General features: G+C 42.3%; 16 protein-coding genes. 9 read left to right on the top strand and 7 right to left on the bottom strand.

The window, feature by feature from the left end:
* Window positions 1-56 precede the first annotated feature (56 nt).
* The gene (locus ACFQ4X_RS15695) at window positions 57-890 is read right to left on the bottom strand and encodes a lipoate--protein ligase family protein (RefSeq protein ID WP_379836683.1); all 834 of its coding nucleotides are present in this window, start codon (window positions 888-890) and stop codon (window positions 57-59) included.
* Complete coding sequence (locus tag ACFQ4X_RS15690; RefSeq protein WP_379836681.1) at window positions 890-1,690, bottom strand: class I SAM-dependent methyltransferase; 801 nt, start codon at window positions 1,688-1,690, stop codon at window positions 890-892. The genes ACFQ4X_RS15695 and ACFQ4X_RS15690 overlap by 1 nt, the downstream gene beginning before the upstream one ends.
* A gap of 440 nt (window positions 1,691-2,130) precedes the next feature.
* Here ACFQ4X_RS15690 and ACFQ4X_RS15685 point away from each other — a divergent pair, with 440 nt between their 5' ends.
* Window positions 2,131-3,414, top strand: a complete 1,284-nt coding sequence (locus ACFQ4X_RS15685; protein ID WP_379836679.1) for an HD domain-containing protein — start codon at window positions 2,131-2,133, stop codon at window positions 3,412-3,414.
* Between the two features lie 29 nt (window positions 3,415-3,443).
* On the top strand, window positions 3,444-3,947 hold the full coding sequence (locus ACFQ4X_RS15680) for a YwgA family protein (RefSeq protein WP_379836677.1): 504 nt from the start codon (window positions 3,444-3,446) through the stop codon (window positions 3,945-3,947).
* Window positions 3,948-3,996: 49 nt separating this feature from the next.
* On the opposite strand, the gene ACFQ4X_RS15675 is transcribed toward ACFQ4X_RS15680, so the two are convergent.
* Complete coding sequence (locus ACFQ4X_RS15675) at window positions 3,997-4,206, bottom strand: hypothetical protein (protein ID WP_379836675.1); 210 nt, start codon at window positions 4,204-4,206, stop codon at window positions 3,997-3,999.
* A 110-nt stretch (window positions 4,207-4,316) separates the two neighbouring features.
* Here ACFQ4X_RS15675 and ACFQ4X_RS15670 point away from each other — a divergent pair, with 110 nt between their 5' ends.
* Window positions 4,317-4,757 carry an immunoglobulin-like domain-containing protein gene (locus ACFQ4X_RS15670; RefSeq protein ID WP_379836673.1) on the top strand — a complete coding sequence of 147 codons (441 nt, stop codon included), beginning with the start codon at window positions 4,317-4,319 and terminating at the stop codon, window positions 4,755-4,757.
* Between the two features lie 268 nt (window positions 4,758-5,025).
* Here ACFQ4X_RS15670 and ACFQ4X_RS15665 read toward each other — a convergent pair whose 3' ends face one another.
* Window positions 5,026-6,339: an NCS2 family permease gene (locus ACFQ4X_RS15665; protein WP_379836671.1), complete on the bottom strand. Its 1,314-nt coding sequence runs from the start codon at window positions 6,337-6,339 to the stop codon at window positions 5,026-5,028.
* A gap of 164 nt (window positions 6,340-6,503) precedes the next feature.
* On the opposite strand from ACFQ4X_RS15665, the gene ACFQ4X_RS15660 reads away from it, so the two are divergent.
* Window positions 6,504-7,043 carry a YwhD family protein gene (locus ACFQ4X_RS15660; RefSeq protein WP_379836669.1) on the top strand — a complete coding sequence of 180 codons (540 nt, stop codon included), beginning with the start codon at window positions 6,504-6,506 and terminating at the stop codon, window positions 7,041-7,043.
* A gap of 350 nt (window positions 7,044-7,393) precedes the next feature.
* On the opposite strand, the gene ACFQ4X_RS15655 is transcribed toward ACFQ4X_RS15660, so the two are convergent.
* On the bottom strand, window positions 7,394-9,457 hold the full coding sequence (locus ACFQ4X_RS15655) for a transglycosylase domain-containing protein (RefSeq protein WP_379836667.1): 2,064 nt from the start codon (window positions 9,455-9,457) through the stop codon (window positions 7,394-7,396).
* A 272-nt stretch (window positions 9,458-9,729) separates the two neighbouring features.
* Here ACFQ4X_RS15655 and ACFQ4X_RS15650 point away from each other — a divergent pair, with 272 nt between their 5' ends.
* The 4 genes from ACFQ4X_RS15650 to speB all read left to right on the top strand — a co-directional run bounded on the left by ACFQ4X_RS15650 (window position 9,730) and on the right by speB (window position 14,731).
* Window positions 9,730-11,016 (top strand): amidohydrolase, encoded by a 1,287-nt coding sequence (locus ACFQ4X_RS15650; RefSeq protein WP_379836665.1) that lies wholly within the window; start codon window positions 9,730-9,732, stop codon window positions 11,014-11,016.
* Window positions 11,017-11,357: 341 nt separating this feature from the next.
* On the top strand, window positions 11,358-12,212 hold the full coding sequence (locus ACFQ4X_RS15645) for an alpha/beta fold hydrolase (RefSeq protein WP_379836663.1): 855 nt from the start codon (window positions 11,358-11,360) through the stop codon (window positions 12,210-12,212).
* A 758-nt stretch (window positions 12,213-12,970) separates the two neighbouring features.
* Complete coding sequence (gene speE, locus ACFQ4X_RS15640; protein WP_379836661.1) at window positions 12,971-13,798, top strand: polyamine aminopropyltransferase; 828 nt, start codon at window positions 12,971-12,973, stop codon at window positions 13,796-13,798.
* Window positions 13,799-13,858: 60 nt separating this feature from the next.
* Window positions 13,859-14,731 carry an agmatinase gene (speB, locus tag ACFQ4X_RS15635; RefSeq protein WP_066294038.1) on the top strand — a complete coding sequence of 291 codons (873 nt, stop codon included), beginning with the start codon at window positions 13,859-13,861 and terminating at the stop codon, window positions 14,729-14,731.
* Window positions 14,732-14,998: 267 nt separating this feature from the next.
* On the opposite strand, the gene ACFQ4X_RS15630 is transcribed toward speB, so the two are convergent.
* On the bottom strand, window positions 14,999-15,622 hold the full coding sequence (locus ACFQ4X_RS15630) for an AmiS/UreI family transporter (RefSeq protein WP_379836659.1): 624 nt from the start codon (window positions 15,620-15,622) through the stop codon (window positions 14,999-15,001).
* A 239-nt stretch (window positions 15,623-15,861) separates the two neighbouring features.
* On the opposite strand from ACFQ4X_RS15630, the gene ACFQ4X_RS15625 reads away from it, so the two are divergent.
* A complete protein-coding gene (locus ACFQ4X_RS15625; RefSeq protein WP_379836657.1) occupies window positions 15,862-17,601 on the top strand; it encodes a PAS domain-containing sensor histidine kinase in 1,740 nt (579 codons plus the stop codon).
* 247 nt (window positions 17,602-17,848) lie between these two features.
* Here the strand turns inward: ACFQ4X_RS15625 and ACFQ4X_RS15620 are convergent, their stop codons facing one another.
* The gene (locus tag ACFQ4X_RS15620; protein ID WP_379836655.1) at window positions 17,849-18,865 is read right to left on the bottom strand and encodes an NADP-dependent oxidoreductase; all 1,017 of its coding nucleotides are present in this window, start codon (window positions 18,863-18,865) and stop codon (window positions 17,849-17,851) included.
* Between the last annotated feature and the right edge of the window lie 228 nt (window positions 18,866-19,093).

Raw genomic sequence — 19,093 nt, 5'->3', positions numbered from 1 at the left:
TCACATAATTTACCATTTAAAGGGAGTTATAGTCCTTCTGAAAAAGACACCGCCACCTAAAGTGACAGTGCCTTTTCATTTCGATCCCACATTCTCTGTATGTTTCCAGGAAGCAGTTCGCTTTCTTCCGCTGAAAGCTGGCCGCTGTAAAAGAGCTCGCTGTTTTTGTGCAGCACATTCAATAGACGGGCGTGGATATCGGCTACCGTGAGGGGACCGCCGAGCAGCTCGGCTAAACTCGCCATAACATCAGGCTTGATCTCAGGGTATTGAAACTTTGTCGTTTCACCTGCCAAACCTCGCTTGTAGAACTCGCCGATTACCGCCGCGCGCTCAGAACCGCTGCCATCCACACACAAGTAGATCTGCACCGCAACACCGCCGCGCATACGCCGCTGAGAAATGCCGGCGAACTTTTTTCCGCCGATGCTTAAATCATAGCTTCCCGGGCAATAAGAACCGACGATCTCATAGGCTTCAAATGACGCTCCATAAGGTTCAAGGAGCTGCTCCACTAATGCGGTCATCGTGTCATAGCCTTGGTTGATGTCGATTGTCCCTTCTTTTTCAGGGAGAATGAGTGAGATGTTCAATACGCCTTCATCCAGTACAACGGCAAGACCACCGGAATTCCGTACGATCACCCGATAACCGCCAGCCTCCAAGTAATCGATCCCGTCCTTTAGATAGGGAAGCCGTGTATCCTGAATGCCGAGGACAATCGTATTGTGGTGGACCCACGTGCGTGCCGTGGCAGGCGAGTTCCCGCTTCCAATCGATGTGCACAGTGTATCGTCGGTCGCAAATGACTGTCTCGCATCAAATCCCGGTCCGAGCGTTGACTGGTCGATCAGCCGCCAAGCAGGCTGTTCTAACAGATGATTCGTCATTACAGTTTCTCCGCAACGATAATAAAGGATTTTGGAATGCCGCGGTCCAGTTCGTCTGGGTGCGGCTCTTCAACGAGCTGTTTGATCCAAAGACCTTGACTTCCGATTGCCGTAACGATCTCTCCAAGCGTCCATTGGCGGATTTGAACTTGGAACGGAGCTCGTTCTTCAGAAGTTGCATATTGCAGCTCAGGCAGGAATTTGGAGTAAGCAACATCCATCGTTACAAGCTCTTCGCTAAAATAATCACCAGTAACTTTGTGCTTTCTTACGGCTTGACTTTTGCCTTGAGATTCTATCAGTTTTGTAGAAACAGGATGGAAGTCTTGCAGAATCAGATTTCCGCCTTTTTTTAACAAGCTAGCGACTACCGCAAAGTAAGCGTTCAAGTCGGTGAAATAATGCAGAATGCCGTTTTCCATGAAGGCCATATCATAATCACCTGTCATTTCTGATTCTGGCAGGTTTAAAATATCTTCAACAACATAGCGGATGTTTACGTCAGCCGCTTCAGCCAGTTCACGTGCGTATGCAGCGTTTGATTCTGAAATATCGATAACTGTAGCGTCAGCTCCAAGCAAAGACAAAGCGACTGCTTTACTGCCGTGTGATCCTAAAAGGTTGACGATCTTTTTGCCAGACACATCCCCAACATACTGATCGAGTGGCTGAAGCCGTCTTTTTGGATCTTTCAAAATGCGGGATACCGCTTTTTCAGGCGCGCCAAAACGGTTGACCCAAGCCTGATAAGAACTGTTGCTCCATGCCTGTCCATTTTTTAATCTTCGTTCTTGATCCATGAATTGTTCCTCCTGCAATCTATATAAAAATTGAGTACGCTACTTTGATAAGTTGATTGGAGCGTAAGGTGTGAGACTCCAGCGCTAGGAGGCTCACCGCACACCCCGCGGAAAGCAAGCATCCTGGAGCGGAAAATCAACATCCAGCCATATAAAACTATCATTTCCGTTATAAGCTTTATCTAGTATAACTCATATTGAAAGGGGAAGAAAATGGTGGATTTATGGCACCATTTGCCGATATAAATGAGACCAATATAGAAAAAAATAGTGGTTGTTTTGAAAGTTAGTAACACGATACAATAGGGTATATTCTATTAAATAAATCACACATTTTGTTCAGAAAATACCTTCTCAACATGATTATTGAGGAAGGGATTTTTCTTTTTTAAGAGAACTCTTACCTATAAATGCTGGCAGAAGGAGCAGGAAAAAATTCAATGGCGAAACCATTAGGAAAGCTGCATGAAGAAAAAGTGTTTAAAGACCCGGTTCACCGCTATATTCACGTTCGGGATGAACTGATCTGGCGGCTGATCGGCACGCGCGAGTTTCAAAGACTGCGAAGAATCAGGCAGCTGGGTACGACATATTTAACGTTTCATGGAGCAGAACATAGCCGTTTTAGTCATTCTCTCGGTGTTTACGAGATTACAAGGCGAATCATAGATATTTTTCAGGAAAAACAAACGTGGGATCCAGAGCAGCGTCTCCTTGTTCTATCCGCAGCGCTTTTACATGATGTGGGACATGGTCCGTTCTCTCACTCCTTTGAAAAAGTGTTCGGCGTGGATCATGAGGAGTTCAGCCGGGACATCATTTTAGGTGATACAGAAGTGAATAGCGTCCTTTTGCAAATGGGAGAAGATTTCCCTAAGCAAGTTGCAGAAGTGATTGCGAAAACACATCCTGACAAGCTGATCGTCAGTCTGATTTCCAGTCAGATTGATGCTGACAGAATGGATTATTTGCTGCGTGATGCGTATTTTACTGGGGTCAGCTACGGGAATTTTGATATAGAACGGATTCTTCGCGTGATGCGGCCGACTGAGGATGGCGTGGTCATTAAATCCAGCGGCATGCATGCGGTAGAGGACTATATTATGAGCCGTTATCAGATGTACTGGCAGGTTTATTTTCATCCCGTTACGCGCAGTGCAGAAGTGATTTTAAGTAAAATTCTTCATCGGGCGAAGGAACTTTACGAGACAGGTTATACGTTTAAAAGGGAGCTGTCCCATTTTAAAACGCTATTTGAAGGCAATGTGTCGCTTGAGGATTATATATCACTCGACGAGGGCGTCATTCATTATTATTTTCAAGGCTGGATGGATGAAGAGGATCCGATTTTAAGTGATCTTTGCATCCGTTTTATCGACAGAAAATTATTTAAGTATACTGAAATGGTTTCATTTACAGACGGTCATTTATTGTCTGCCTATTTTCAGGAAGCGGGAATCAATCCGAAATATTATCTTGTCGTCGATTCATCTTCTGATCTTCCGTACGATTTTTACCGTCCTGGTGAAAAAGAAGAGCGGCTGCCGATTAATCTGTTGAAACCAAACGGAGAGATCCGGGAGCTTTCAAGGGAATCAGATGTGGTTGAAGCGATATCAGGAAAGCGCCGCACCGATCATAAGCTTTATTTTCCGATGGATTTGATCGAGGGAATTAAGGATGAGTCACTGAAAACGAAGATAAAAGAGATTTTACATAAATAGAACGAAAAGGATGTTAGGGGGAACGTACTGTGTTTGAGGATCATTTAAAGGTTGTCACTCTGATTCAAGAAGCCGGTGAAGTGATAGGCCGAAAGAAGCTTCAAAAAATGGTATATATTGCGAAAAAGTTGAACTTTCCTTTTCAAGAAAAATACCAGTTTCATTTTTACGGACCGTATTCTGAAGAACTGACACTGAAGATTGAAGAGCTTTGCAACATGGGATACATACATGAAGTGAAGGAAAAGGTAAGCGGCTATTCGCAATATCGATATGCGGTGAACGAAGAAGGACAGAAGCTCCTATCTACTTATGGAGCTGAGATCGAGTTGCTGGGTGAATGCGTTCGATCTATGAATGAACAATCGTCCCGCTTCTTGGAACTCGTATCAACGATCATGTATTTCGATAAGTTTGATGCAGATGAGATCAAAGAGAAGGTTCAAACGGTAAAAGCGAAGCAGAAGTATACGGAAGAAGAAATGGATGAAGCTTTTGCTTATATTTCAAATTTAAAAAATAAAGTGCAATAGGAATAAACCTGTTTAAGGGCTGTTTTTGGCCTAAGGACAGGTTTTTTATTTACCATTTAAACTGTAGAGGGTGACCATGATGATACAACCCATAAAAATAGATGAAACCGATAAATAAAGAGAACGGAATAATTAACCCAAGGAGAGTAGTCACAAAACCTAAGAAAATACTTTTTTCGTATAAACGAGTGCCGTAATAACCGATTCCAAGGGCTAAGGACATCAAAAATAAAACAGTAGAAACAAGTACTAAATTCATGCTAGCACCCCTTTATTAACAGCATATCCACCTCTTTACGACTGTAAACGACAGTTTATATGAAACTTTTTAATTCTGATTGCGACTAATAGGAAAAGGAGGGCTTAGTGATGAAAAACGTGAAGCTTATTTTTATGGCATGCCTGCTCGTTCTCCTTGCCGCTTGCGGCAGTAAGCCAGCGCCTGAAGAGGACAAAAAGAGCGGAGCACCTAAAGTAGAAAATGATATGCCAGCAAAAGCAGCTGGTGTGATGGCAGAAGTGAAGCTTGAAGATGGCAGTGAAGAAGCTAAGTTTACGCTGAAAAACAGTTCGGATAAAGAGGTCGGAACAGGAGTCGCTTTTAATCTGGAGAAGTGGGAAGACGGAAAATGGAACAAGGTGAATCCAGATCAAATGTTCACCGAGCAGATGATTATGGTAAAAGCAGGAGAAAATTATGAGCAGCCGATTGAATTAAAGGATCAAGAAGCAGGAACATACCGAGTAGCGAAAACTTTTTTTGAAGAAGAAAAGAAGCATGAGGTAGCGGCTGTGTTTGAGAAGAAATGATAAGTTGTTTTCCCAAACTTTGATGCTCTTGAAAGTAGTTGATTTCCGCTCCAGATGCTCGCTTTCCACGGGGTGTGCGGTGAGCCTCCTAGCGCTCTGCGCTGTTAGGAGTCTCACCTGTCCCACTCATCCCGCTGGAGTCTCGCATCTTGCACTCCAATCAACTAGTCAAAGAAGTGGACACTCAAAACCAACAATCTTATAGAAAACAGCCAAATAAAAAGACCGGTATCAGCTCTAGCAGAAAAGAGCTGACCGGTCTTTTTTATTAGTGAGGCAAAAACGCTAGCTGATAGAAGAACAAGACAGCGAACAAATAGACTAAGAAAGGAACTTCTTTATATTTACCTTTAACAATTTTTAAAATTGGATAAGAAATGAATCCAAGTGCGATCCCTGTAGCGATGCTTGAAGTTAGCGGCATCGTCAAGATGATCAAGAACGCCGGGAATGCTTCGTCAAGCTTGTTCCAGTTAATTTTGCTAAGTGAACCGAGCATCAAGCTTCCAACGATGATCAATGTTGGTGCTGTAATGGCCGCTAGACCTGAAATCGCACTTACGAGCGGTGCGAAGAATGCAGCAACGATAAACAATAAGGCAACGACAACAGAGGTTAAGCCTGAACGTCCGCCTGCAGCTACACCTGACGACGATTCGATATAAGCACTTGTCGGGCTTGTTCCGAAAGCTGCACCGACAGTTGTTGCAACTGAATCTGCTAGAAGCGCTTGGCGTGCACGAGGCATTTTGTTGCCTTTCATCAGACCAGCTTGCTCAGCAACACCGACCATTGTTCCCGTTGTATCAAAGATTGTTACTAGCAAGAAAGAAAATACGACAGCATACAATCCGTATTGGAACACATCTCCGAATGCTGTAATTGGATCGCCAAAAATGAATAGTTCTTTAGGCAAGTTTGGCGCGGCTACAAAGCCATCAAACTTTAGCTGTTTTGTGAAGTAAGCAATAGCACCAGTGATAATCATTCCGAAGAACAATGCACCATTTACGTTAAGAGCCATTAAAATGAGTGTAATCGCAAGTCCGCCAAGTGCGAGCAATACTGTAGGTGAATGCAAGTTGCCAAGTCCTACTAAGTTTTCAGGGTGTGCAACGATAATTCCTGTTAAGCGCATACCGATAAAAGCGATGAAAAGTCCGATACCAGCTGTAATTCCGTGCTTTAAGTTTGCTGGAATCGACTCGATTAATTTTTCACGAAACGGTGTTAGCGATAAAATAACAAATAGGATACCCGCTACAAAAACAGCACCGAATGCGATACGGTAATCAATATTTGTATTGTTTCCTACTACTGAGAATGCAAAATACGCGTTTAAGCCCATCCCTGGAGCAATGGCGATTGGATAGTTAGCGAGTAATGCCATCCATAATGTTCCGACAACGGTAGCAATGATCGTTGCTATAAAGACTGTATCAAAAGGAACGCCAGCTGAATGTAAGATGATCGGGTTAACAATAACGATATAAACCATTGTTAAAAAGGTTGTAATACCCGCCATAATTTCAGTTTTTACTGTTGTACCAAGTTCTTTTAGCTTAAAAAAGGATGAAAGCATATGTTTGGACCTCCAAAATACGAACGATTTATAAGTACATGATATATAATATTCGTTTTTAGGTAATTATTCAACCTATTTATGAGAAGTTTCTTTCTGAGAGTTTTTGCTCTTTTTTGTGATACAATACGTGGTAACAATGAATGTTTAGAGGAGCTGGAAGCATGAAAGATTTTTTCAATTCCAATAACGCCAAAGACGGCGATAAAAAGAAAAAAGGTATGGGGTTCACCATTATTTCAGGTGACTCGACTGACGGTCATGGCGGATACGGCGTTGGAAGTTTAACGCTAGACCACGTTACACCTGTAATTGTAGATGTGGAAGACGCTGTAGCGTATATCGATATGGGCGCTATGCACGCTCGAAGTGATGTTGAAAAGCGTATTAAGTTCACTCCGAATCGAAAAGATACGCCAAACCCAAGATTGTATTGGCTCGTTTGGGTGACGATCAACCGCGGTCCAGAAGGTCCTTATTATTTCGGCTTAACAGCTTGTGAGATGCAAGTAGACGTTGAAGCACGAAGAGGATATAAGAGTTTGCCTGAACACGTGAACCGTATGGATAAATCCATGAAGGGTAAAGTCATCGTCGAGGATATGGATATGAATGCCCGCCGAGTGCTTGGAAACTTCTTAAAAGAGCATGATGAAGAGATGTTCAATCGTTCTGGAGACGAAATCAAGTCTTTAGTGGAATAAAAATGGCAAAGTTATGAACCTTTTTTGAACATTTTTTAAAAAACTTGTGACAAGAAAGCACTTCCATTAAACTAATAGGTAGCATTGTGCACACAATGTTTCTAGGACAATAAAGTGCCCGGGACCCTCGTATAGGTCTCGGGCATTTTATTTTGTGCTGGATTTGTTAAAGGTCTGGACGAGCCAAACGGTATCAACTCGCGGCTTTATTATGAAAACTCGCGGGATTAAAGCGATTTATCGCGGGATTATCATTGAAAGTTGCGGAATTATCATAGAAACTTCCGAGATTATCGGATTACGCTTATAAAAACCCCTTGCAGCTACCCAGCTGACAGGGGTCCAGCGACTCACCAAGAAAAAATCCGCTTGAAAAATCCTTTTTTCTCTTCTTTTTTCTCCAGTTTTTCTTTTATTTCTTTAGAAACACCGTGTTCATCACAAAATTCAACGGGCTCTGTTCCTTTTTCGTAATACGAGATGCGTGTTACCGGGCAGCTTTCCGTTGCGAGCTTTCCATTTTGCGGGTTAATCGTTACCGCGGTTACACCTTCTGGCTGCTCAAAGGATAAAATCTGTTTGTTTTTCAATGCACCTTCCATAAAATACGCCCAGATTCGCTTTGAATATCCTGTATCATTCACATCATGAAGCTCTTCGTTATTATCGTACCCGACCCAAACTCCTGTTACGAGCTGCGGGGCATACCCGACCATCCAGCTGTCGTTTGGTGTGGAGCCAGACTTTCCAGCCATTGGCCGAGTCAAATAATGATTGATGCTTGACCCTGTTACACTCGTATAATCATTCAGTTTTTCATCAAACGTCCCAGCTAAAAGGTCTGTCATGACAAATGCTTTGTTTTCATCAATTACTTGTTCACTCTCATATTCATGTTGATAGAGCACTTCACCTTTTGAATCGGTAATTTTCGTAATGAAAACAGGGTCCGCTTTCTTTCCGCCGTTTGCAAAGACTCCGTATGCATTCGTAAGTTCTAAAACGCCGACCGCTTTTGAGCCAAGTGCCAGGGAAGGGATCCCTGCAAGCTCGCTTTTAATGCCGAATTTCTTTGCTGTTTTTACTAGCTTATCCGGTCCTAAATAAAGGTTTGTTTTTACCGCATAGATGTTGTCAGAAAGAGCGAGTGCTTGTGCCATCGTTATAAAGTCGTTTGCGTAGCGATTCTTAAAATTCTTAGGCTTGTAATTCGTAACTCCGTCTGCCATAGCAAACGTTGTTGGTTCAGACTTGATAGGAGTTGAGGCTGTATACCCGTGTTCCAGGGCTGTGTAATAAAGGAACGGCTTAAATGTTGAACCTGGAGCTCTTCTAGCCTGGAGGGCGCGGTTGAACGAACTTTCTTCAAAATTCCGCCCGCCAACTAAGGCTTTCACATCACCGCTGCGCGGATCCATCGCCACAAGGGCAGTTTGTATATTGCTGTTATCGATAATTCGGTTTTCAATCGTGTGCTCTGCGACCTCCTGCATATGAGGATCGAGTGTTGTATAAATGCGCAGACCGCCGAACTGAATCGAATTTGTATTGATGTTGAGTTCCTTTTTCAGAGTTCGCATGACAGCATCCTGAAAATAAGGGGCAACTGCAGCGATTTCTTCATCCTCTTCCTGAACATAGGTTAATTTTTCAGACACAGCATTCTTAATCTTTCCTTTTTTAATAGAACCGTCTTCAGCCATGCTCGTAAGGATAATCTCCTGTCTCTTTTTTGCGTTTTCCTCATGAAGGATCGGGGAGTAGTAGCTCGGTCCTTTCGGAATGCCTGCGAGCATGCTTGATTCAGCAAGTGTTAGATCCTCAGCATTTTTTCCGAAATAATACCGGGAAGCGGACTGGATTCCGTATGAGCCGTGTCCGTAGTAGATCGTATTTAAATAACCTTCTAAAATCTCATCTTTTGAATAACTCATTTCGAGGCGCAGAGTATAAAAAGCTTCCTGAAATTTTCTGCGCCATGTTTTGTCATGCGTTAAAAAGAGGTTGCGGGCATATTGCTGTGTAATCGTGCTTGCTCCTTGTACTTTAGAGCCGGCTTTAATATCAGCTAATAGTGCACCGGCGATTCTCTTAAAATCAAAACCATTATGTTGGTAGAAACTTTTATCTTCAATAGATATCGTTGCCTTTATCACATCTTTATCAATTTTTTCGAGGGGCATCCAGTATCGGTTCTGTCCTCCGTTGTTGATTTCGCCCATCTTAGAACCGTCGGCTGCGTACATAATCGTCGTTTGCGGTACTAAAAGAGCAGGCGGACCCATGAGTTTGGCTAGCAGCAGAAGTCCGATAAATGATAAAACAAGACTTCCTGAGGTAATAAGTCCCCATTTTTTGATCCAGCGTATTTTTTGCTGTTTCGTAGCTTCTTTATAAATCTGCCAAAACTTCATAATCCGCCCTCCTTAAAATCCACTTTTTCTTATCTAGTATGGTGAAAAAAGGCTTCTCTTAAACGTAGGTTCTTTTCTAGATAGCATCCTTTTGAAAAAGTGATTGGAGTGCAAGGTGCGAGACTCCAGCAGGATCAGTGGGACAGGTGAGACTCCTAAAGTCGCAAAGCGTCAGGAGGCTCACCGCACGCCCCGCGGAAAGCGAGCATCCTGGAACGGAAATCAACTCCTCATAAATGCTATAATGGCAGAAGATGAAGGAGGTACGGGAAATGCTGATACAAAACATTCGTTATATGACGATGGCTGAAGATGGCAAATGGACGGTTAATTCTGGGGATATCCTTATTAAAGAAAACAAGATTGAGGACATAGGAAACTTTACATATGAAGAATCTATCGAAAAAGTGGACGGAAAAGGCATGCTCGCCTTGCCCGGTCTAGTGAATGGTCATCAACATACGCCGATGTCGTTATTGCGCTGCTATAGTGATGATGTACCGCTTATGACATGGTTGAACGAAAAGATGCTTCCACTTGAAATGAAAATGAACGACGAAGACCGTTACTGGGGAGCTCTTTTATCAATGGCAGAGATGATAAAGGGCGGAACGACGGCATATGCAGACATGTATATCAGAATGGATCATGTAGCTGAAGCCGCTGTGGAATCTGGAATCCGGGCAGTCATTGCACGCGGGCTTATCGCGATGGATGATAATTATGAAGTGCGTTTGCGAGAAGCATCTGAAGTCGTTGACCGATGGCACGGGAAAGGCAATGGTAGAGTGACAACGATGATCGCTCCGCATTCCCCGTATATGTGTCCTCCAGACTTTTTGAAAGCTGCAGTTGGTCTTTCTAAAGAGAAAGACGTGCCGCTGCATATTCATCTTGCAGAGACGAAAGACGAAGAACGCATGATTCAGGAAAAATATAAAATGAGACCTGTTCAATATTTGCAGCAGGCAGGTGTTTTCGAACGGCCAGTTCTGCTTGCACACGGTGTTCATTTTAATAATGATGATTATAAAATTCTGGAGTCTGTACAGGGCGGAATTATTCACAATCCGATCAGCAATGCCAAACTGGGATGCGGCATAAGTGATGTTAAGAGACTGCTTGAATCAGGGATCAAAGTGGGGATTGGAACAGATGGGCCGGCTAGCGCAAGTTCGCTTGATCTGTTTTTTGAAATGAAAGCAGCAAGCTGGTTCCAAAAGCTGAAATATGAAGACGCTGCAGTATTGAGTGCCCATGATGTACTAACGATGGCGACACAAAACGGAGCAGATATTTTAGGAATAGGCGAGGAAACAGGTTCATTAACGGTTGGTAAAAAAGCAGATTTGATCCTGATGGATATGAACAAACTGCATCTAACGCCTAGTCATGAAACGGCAAATCTGCTCGTGTATGCAGCGACAGGACAAGATGTTGATACAGTGATCATCGATGGAGAGATCGTGATGCGGGGCCGAGAGCTTAAAACGATAGACGAAGAAAAAGTGATGGCAAACGCGAAAGAGCGGACAAAGGAACTGCTAGCACGACTTTAGAAAATCGAAGACTATAAAATGATTTAAAGGGTCTCTGAATGAGTCCCTTTTTTTATGTACAAAGACTTACACAAAGGATAAGTTCCCACCAGTTATTTTCGGTACCTAGTATCTTTGTATGAATTATCAATAAATGGAAATATCATACGTGTAATCATGTTAGAATGAACATGTGCGTAATCTCATACGCAATATATAAAAAGGAGGCCGACACGTCATGATTATCAAATGGATCAAACTTAGATAATTGAAAGTGCAGGCGGCCAAAACTCCGTAGAGAGATTTCTGTTCTGCGCTTCACAAAAAGCGATAAGAAAATAAAATCACGGAGGACAAAAAGTATGAACCGAAAATTAGTACATGTAAATCAAGTAGATATCTATACAGAAAGTTTCGGAAACCCAAAGGACCCTGCTGTCCTATTAATCATGGGAGCGATGTCATCGCTTGATTGGTGGGATGAAGAGTTCTGTGAGCGTCTTGCTGAAAAAGGCAGGTTCGTGATCCGTTATGATCATCGCGATTTAGGAGAGTCAATCGTTTACCAGCCTGGTACATCCAATTATACGATCGCAGACTTGGCCGATGATGCTTTTGGTATTCTTGAAGCCTATTCTATTGAAAAGGCTCATATCACGGGTATGTCATTGGGAGGGATGATCGGACAGATCATGGCTGTAAAGCATCCGGATCGTGTACTTAGCCTTACCATCATTGCATCCAGTGTCTTTGGTACGGAGCAGGCAAGTCTGCCACAGATGGATCAAAGGATACTAGATTACCATTCTAAGAGTGCTTCGCTTGATTGGTCAGACCGGGAAGCTGCCATTGCTTACTTGGCAGGAGGATGGGAGACACTTTCCGGTTCGAAACCTTTTGAAAAAGAAAGAATGTTTAAGCTTGCCGAAAGAGAACTTAGCCGTGCCAAACAGATTCAGAGCCGGTTTAATTATGTTTTGTTGGGCGGCGGTGAAGAATACTTAGATAGGATGAAGGAAATAAAAGTGCCGGTGACAATTATTCACGGTACAGAAGATCCAGCTCTGCCTTTTGAACATGCTCAAGCTCTCGCAAGAGCTATTCCCCATTCAGAACTCGTTAAGCTAGAGGGAACAGGGCATGAAATTCATAAGGAAGACTGGGATACCATTATTGAAAAGATCGTAACGTTAAGTTCGAGTGTTTCTCATCTCTAACTTGAAAAATAGGAGTAAAGCAGCCAAAACGGTAAGATCGTTCTGGCTGTTTTTTGCTTTTTAGCTTCCTTTGCAAGTTGATTGGAGAGCAAGGCGCGTGCCTACCCCACGTAAATCAACTACTATCGTAGAGCAACAATTTATACGCTAAACAGCCTTTTTTTTACATAATAAAACCTAGGGGAGGGAGTCTAGACTCTATAAGAAAAATCGCCCGTGCAAAATACACGGACGAATGGCGCGCCAGAAGGGACACACGAGCCGGAAAAGCGAGGCCGGGTCATCTAAACGAAAACCCGGGTGCCTTTACACGTGTGACAGAGGCCTATTTATTTTTAGACGTAAGGACAGTAACGATAAGCGAGCTAAAAGCGACCGCAAACATCAACGCCTCAAAGATCGTCAGAGGCATCACCCCCCTTAACTGTAAGCTGCAAATACAGCGAGATGTCCAGCTTCAGTTTAAAAAAGGGAATGCGCCGGCCGTCTGTCCTTCTGAACGCTGTCTTCATTATAACATTTAATGTCAGGTTAAAAGTCAGCCTAAAGAAACAGGGTGAATGTACTATTTTTAGAATAAGCAGAATAGGGAATCATTGAGATTGGGCGGGTTATTAAATGTCATAATTTCTCGGTGTTCATTTCTCTAAAAAAATGAATTGGAATCTTAGGTCCTGGAATGCTATAATCATTTTGTTTGTAAAAGAACGAAACAACGATGCCTGGCATTTCAAATATATATTAGGAGTGAGACCAACATGAGTATTTGGTTTACTGAAAAACAAACAGAAAACTTCGGAATTACAATGAAGATTAACAAAACATACGTATCTGAGCAAACAGAATTTCAAAAGCTTGATATGGTTGAAACAGAAGAATTCGGAAACATGCTGATCCTTGATGGCATGGTAATGACAACACAAAAAGACGAGTTCGTTTACCACGAGATGGTAGCGCATGTACCTCTATTCACGCATCCAAACCCTAAGCACGTTTTAGTAGTTGGCGGCGGAGACGGCGGAGTAATCCGTGAAGTCCTTAAGCACCTATCTGTTGAAAAAGCAGTTCTTGTTGAGATCGACGGAAAAGTAATTGAGTACTCTAAAAAGTACTTGCCTGAAATCGCTGGTGACTTAGAGGACCCGCGTGTTGAAGTAAAAGTGGACGACGGTTTCATGCACATCGCAACAAGCGAGAACGAGTATGACGTTATCATGGTAGACTCAACTGAGCCTGTTGGACCTGCTGCTAAGCTTTTTGAAAAAGGTTTCTATGAAGGAATCTCTAAAGCACTTAAAGAAGACGGAATTTTTGTTGCGCAAACAGACAACCCCTGGTTCACACCTGAGTTGATCTCTCAAGTTTTCAGTGACGTTAGCGAGATCTTCCCGATCACTCGTCTTTACACAGCAAACATCCCGACTTACCCAAGCGGACTTTGGACATTCACGATCGGTTCAAAGAAACACGATCCATTAGAAGTGCCAGCTGAGCGTTTCCACGATATCGAAACTAAATATTGGACACCGCAGCTTCACAATGCTGCATTTGCATTGCCGAAGTTTGTAAGTGACCTATTGAAATAAAAAGTGAGGGGAGCTTTTATAAGAGCTCCCCGTATTTTACATATAAGGAGTGTAAAACTTATGCGTTTTGATGAAGCTTATTCTGGAAATGTATTTATTTTAAGCAAGCCTGATTATAAAACGGCAGATGCAGTACTTTACGGAATGCCGATGGACTGGACTGTTTCGTTCCGCCCAGGCAGCCGTTTTGGTCCTGCTAGAATCCGCGAGGCGTCACTCGGACTGGAAGAATACAGCCCGTACATGGACAAGCATCTTGAAGAAGTGAACTACTTTGATGCAGGAGATATTCCATTGCCGTTCGGAAATCCTCAGCGTTCACTCGATATGATCGAAGAATACGTTTCTACACTTTTAGCCGACAACAAGTTCCCGCTCGGCATGGGTGGAGAACACCTTGTAACTTGGCCTGTTTTTAAAGCATTAAAGCAAAAATATGATGACTATGTAGTAATCCATATTGATGCACATGCTGATCTTCGCGAGCAGTATGAAGGAGAAGTATTATCTCACTCAACACCGATCCGCAAAGTTTGCGATCTAATCGGAGCAGAAAACGTGTATTCTTTCGGAATCCGTTCAGGCATGCGTGAAGAGTTCGAATTCGCTAAAACAAGCGGCATGCATATGTACAAGTTTGATGTTGCTGAGCCCTTAAAAGAAGTGCTTCCGACATTAAAAGGACGCAACGTTTATGTAACGATCGACATCGATGTGCTTGATCCGTCTGCAGCACCTGGAACAGGAACGGCAGAAGCGGGCGGAATCACATCTAAAGAGCTTCTTGAAGCGATTCAGCTGATCGCAAAAGCAGACATCAACATTATCGGAGCAGATTTAGTAGAAGTCGCTCCCATTTATGACCCGTCAGAACAAACACCAATCGCAGCAAGCAAATTTCTTCGTGAAATCTTGCTTGGCTGGGTAAAATAATAAACTCTTTTTCTAGAGAAAGAAGGATGCAGTTCCGTTTTTGGGACTGCATCCTTTTGTTTTAATGAAATAGGTACAGTTTTGGTGATAAAAACTGTTTATTTTTTATACCTTACCGGATATAAAAACGATTAATTCCACGGATAAAAGAATATAACCAGGAGTCGACATTCTGTGACAAATTTCGCACCCCAAATACCCCTCTGCATATTTTACTCAAACAAAAAAGCTACCCCCTACAAAACGGGGTAGCCTTCAACGCTACTACTATTGCGCTAATTCCTGAAGCTGTTCTTGCTTTCTCCCTTTAAAGAACAGAATAGCTTCCACTGCAAAATATACTGATGATGCTACACAAACATAGATCCAAATTTGCTGCAGCTTCGCAATTTGCCACATATCAAGCAGCATGAATAGTGATGGAAGCGTCAATGTTACCCATGACTGAACAAAAGCGACTCTTCCGATGTAAGCTTCATATGGCTTTTTAAGAGCAGATGATAAGTAGAACAAGAACCATAAAAAGGCCCACATCACCCAAATAAGAGCGTTAAGTGCATCGTTTTCTTGAATGTAAAAAACAACTGCATAAACGAGCGCCATCATCGCAACCCAAAGAGAGTACCAGCCAAGGCCGCTCGAATCGTAGCCTTTCAAGATGGTTGCCCCTAAATAAAGATAGGTGAATCCAAATAAAAAGACAGCCCCATTGTTGAACATTGACCAGTTCGATTGGTCAGATGTAATGATTAAATAGATCGGCGTAATGACCTGCAATGCTCCAACTAATATATTAAAAAACGCTACACTTTTTTCTTCTGCTTTGCCAAGCAGCATTAAACTGTTCAAAAATAATGCTGCCCCAGAAAATAGTAATCCGATAGCACCCATAAAATTCCCTCATTACTTTTTAAATTTAATTATAGACAATAAGAGGTCTGACCTCCTACATTCAATAAATATATAGAAAGAATAAAAGTAAATCAATGGGAACTTAAAGAAATATGAGTGTTTTGTATGACATTTTCATTGGAAAATATCAGAAAATGTCGAAATTTGTTATGCATTCCAGTCTTTTTTGCTATAGTTAAGAGTAGATAAATGTCAGTAAAAAGGGGGGAACGGTCGTAATGGAAGCGATTACAAGAGATATGAAATATATACAGGATTTTATAGACCAGCTTTCAGAAGCAGTTGTGCTTGTTGCACCCAGCATGAATATAGCTGCAGTGAATCAGCATTTTCTAGAACTGACAGAAGACGCAGCTTTTTTAAAAGGAAAGTCTGTTGATGAAATCGTTTTGCGTCATAAAGATGGAGAAGATGGAACCCTTTTAACAGCAAAAGGCTTTATAAGTGTGAAGATCAGTGAAGGCTTGCTGCCTGTTAAGGAAGATTTCTACCGGTATTTTATATTGGAAGAGCAGCCTTCGATCGTTCACTCCTGCCAAGAGCCATTATTAAAAACGCTGATGAACATCGTTCCGGATTTTATTGGGATAAAAGATGGAAACGGACGCTTTTTGTTTGCAAACGAATTTGTTGGCAAGCTTTTCGAACTGCCCGGATTTGATTTTACAGAGAAAACAGATGCTGACCTTGCAGAGATTAAGCCTTTCTTTAAAGATGTCTTTCAATATTGCATTGAAACGGATGAACAAGTCTGGCAGGCAAAGGAAATTGTTCGCTGTGAGGAATTTGTACCTGCAAAAGACGGAAGCACGCGCTTTTTTGATGTCTATAAAATTCCCGTGTTTAATCCGGATGGCTCCCGAAAAAACCTGCTCGTTTTTGGCAGGGAAGTAACGGAAAAGATCGAATCACGCGTACTGCTTGAAGAGAGTGAAGCGAGATACAGGCTGCTCGCTGAAAATGCGATGGATATGATCACAACACATACGATGGACGGCACATATACGTATGTATCTCCTGCTTGTGAAACGCTGCTTGGCAGGAAGCAGGAAGAGCTAATTGGTAAAACTGGCTATTGGCTGCTTCACCCCGATGATGAAGAAGCGGCATGGAGAGGCCATGAGCAACTGATACAAGGACCATGCACGGCAACTGTTCAATTCAGGCTGCAGCATAAGGAAGGACATTTCGTCTGGCTCGAAACGTCTTGTAAAAGCATTGCGGATAATACGGGAAAAGTGGTTGAGATTATTGGGGTTACCCGTGATATATCGGAACGTAAAAAGTCTGAAGAAATGCTCCGCCAATCCGATAAACTTTCGATCGTCGGCCAGCTTGCCGCATCAGTAGCACATGAAATCAGAAATCCGTTAACCTCTTTAAAAGGGTTCATTCAGCTTTTTCAGGAATGCGAACAACTCGACGCTGCGAACTATTACAGCATCATGCATAAAGAACTGAACCGCATCGATCAAATCATGGGGCAGCTGTTATTGCTGGCGAAACCGCAAGCGAAGTCTTACAAAAAAACGTCGCTTCGGGAGCTTGTTGAGTTTGTAAAAACATTGCTTCAGCCAGAGGCACTTTTACAAAATGTTGAGATCCAAAGTGACTTATGTGAAAAACTGCCGTTTATTACGGCTGAAGAAAATGAACTGAAGCAAGTATTGATCAATGTTGTTAAAAATGCAATGGACTCTATGGCAAAGGGTGGAATCATCTCCATTGAAGGAAAAATGATAGATGATTGCATTCATTTAACCGTAAAAGATCAAGGGTGCGGAATCCCGCCAGACCGATTAGCAAGACTCGGAGAACCTTTTTACACAACAAAAGAAAAAGGAACCGGTCTCGGCTTGATGGTAAGTTCAAAAATTATGAAAGAGCATAAAGGTGAGCTTAAGTTTCATAGTGAGGAAGGCAAAGGAACGACGGTTAGTATGATACTGCCAGTTTAAATAAGGATAAGGTGGACTGCACTTTTAGGAGTGCAGTCTTTTTAAAGCTATTATTTTTTTGAGTGGTGAACGATGGCGTATTTGTCTACTCGCGGGTATTTAACAAAAATTTGCGGGATTAATTAAGTTTTTCGCGGGATTATAGATAAAACTCGCGAGATTATTGTTAATATTTCAGGAATTATAAACGAAAAGGCTGTTTCCAACCTCTCTTCAGGTTAAAAACAGCCTCCATCATAACGTTTTCTTATAGATTTTCAGGCTCAGCTACTTTTACAAGCTGTTTTCCTGTGTTTTCTCCAGAAAACAGTCCTAAAAAGGCATCTACTGTGTTCTCGAAGCCTTCAACAATGTTTTCGCTGTAAGAAAGCTTGCCTTCTTTTAGCCATTTCGCGAGCTGAACGGCACCCTCTTCAAAATGAGCCGCATAATCACTCACGATAAAGCCTTTCATAAGTGCGCTGTTAATCAGAAGCTGACTCTGGATACGCGGTCCTACGTCAATTTTTTCTAAATTATATAGAGCGATCTGTCCGCAGATGGCGATACGCGCACCTTTATTAATCTGGCGAAGAACATGATCGGAAATCTCGCCGCCAACGTTATCAAAATACACATCCACACCATCAGGGCATGCAGTCTTCAGTGCTTTATAAACATCATCTGTTTTATAATTGATCGCTTCATCAAAGCCTAATTCATCTTTCAAATATGAAATCTTCTCATCAGACCCGGCAATCCCAACAACTCGCGCACCTTTAATTTTAGCGATCTGTCCAACGATTGTTCCTACTGCTCCGGCTGCACCGCTGACAACAACGGTTTCACTTTCTTGCGGGTTGCCGATATCAAGCAAGCCAAAATAAGCAGTTAAGCCTGTCATTCCAAGCACGCCAAGGTTCGCGGTAAGCGGTGCAATAGAAGGATCAAGCTTTCTTACTGAAGCATCACTTACGGCATTGTATTTTTGCCAGCCGAGGTTGCCGATTACAAAATCGCCTTCAGCCAACTCAGCTGAACGAGATTGAATCACCTGGCCAACTACACCTCCTGAGATGACTTCGTTTAATTCAAAAGGAGGCACATAAGATTTTGTATCGTTCATGCGTCCTCTCATATATGGATCTACAGAAAGATAGATTGTTTTTACCAATACTTGATCATTTTCAAGCTCTGGAATTACTGTTTCTTCAAAGCGGAAGTCACTTTTTTCTGGCGTTCCCTTTGGACGGTTCACTAATAAGATTCTTTCGTTTTTCATCATCTTCCTCCTCAAATCTTAATTCATCTTCTCGTTGCCATCATACCTTCAAACAAATCTCAATCCAAAACAAACGCTCATAATATGAAAAAATGTAATCATTTGGTCATAAATGTGACAAGATTTTCTTTCATATATTTTTCCGAATAAAAATATAAGGGTTTCTCCCCCTCATGATGGGGGATTTCCCTGATGTTGAAAAAACCTCTTCTTTCTTACACTAAGAACAAG

The sequence above is a fragment of the Fictibacillus halophilus genome (assembly GCF_042680145.1).
Classification (GTDB): Bacteria; Bacillota; Bacilli; order Bacillales; family Fictibacillaceae; genus Fictibacillus; species Fictibacillus halophilus_A.
Note: the sequence above shows the minus strand (reverse complement) of the source record. Positions and strands in the feature narration are given on the sequence as shown.

Bases quoted from the DNA above. Each gene is read 5' to 3' on its own strand.
- ACFQ4X_RS15695 (WP_379836683.1), bottom strand. From the start codon at position 890: ATGACGAATCATCTGTTAGAACAGCCTGCTTGGCGGCTGATCGACCAG.
- ACFQ4X_RS15690 (WP_379836681.1), bottom strand. From the start codon at position 1,690: ATGGATCAAGAACGAAGATTAAAAAATGGACAGGCATGGAGCAACAGT.
- ACFQ4X_RS15685 (WP_379836679.1), top strand. From the start codon at position 2,131: ATGGCGAAACCATTAGGAAAGCTGCATGAAGAAAAAGTGTTTAAAGAC.
- ACFQ4X_RS15675 (WP_379836675.1), bottom strand. From the start codon at position 4,206: ATGAATTTAGTACTTGTTTCTACTGTTTTATTTTTGATGTCCTTAGCC.
- ACFQ4X_RS15670 (WP_379836673.1), top strand. From the start codon at position 4,317: ATGAAAAACGTGAAGCTTATTTTTATGGCATGCCTGCTCGTTCTCCTT.
- ACFQ4X_RS15665 (WP_379836671.1), bottom strand. From the start codon at position 6,339: ATGCTTTCATCCTTTTTTAAGCTAAAAGAACTTGGTACAACAGTAAAA.
- ACFQ4X_RS15660 (WP_379836669.1), top strand. From the start codon at position 6,504: ATGAAAGATTTTTTCAATTCCAATAACGCCAAAGACGGCGATAAAAAG.
- ACFQ4X_RS15655 (WP_379836667.1), bottom strand. From the start codon at position 9,457: ATGAAGTTTTGGCAGATTTATAAAGAAGCTACGAAACAGCAAAAAATA.
- ACFQ4X_RS15650 (WP_379836665.1), top strand. From the start codon at position 9,730: ATGCTGATACAAAACATTCGTTATATGACGATGGCTGAAGATGGCAAA.
- ACFQ4X_RS15645 (WP_379836663.1), top strand. From the start codon at position 11,358: ATGAACCGAAAATTAGTACATGTAAATCAAGTAGATATCTATACAGAA.
- speE (WP_379836661.1), top strand. From the start codon at position 12,971: ATGAGTATTTGGTTTACTGAAAAACAAACAGAAAACTTCGGAATTACA.
- speB (WP_066294038.1), top strand. From the start codon at position 13,859: ATGCGTTTTGATGAAGCTTATTCTGGAAATGTATTTATTTTAAGCAAG.
- ACFQ4X_RS15630 (WP_379836659.1), bottom strand. From the start codon at position 15,622: ATGGGTGCTATCGGATTACTATTTTCTGGGGCAGCATTATTTTTGAAC.
- ACFQ4X_RS15625 (WP_379836657.1), top strand. From the start codon at position 15,862: ATGGAAGCGATTACAAGAGATATGAAATATATACAGGATTTTATAGAC.
- ACFQ4X_RS15620 (WP_379836655.1), bottom strand. From the start codon at position 18,865: ATGATGAAAAACGAAAGAATCTTATTAGTGAACCGTCCAAAGGGAACG.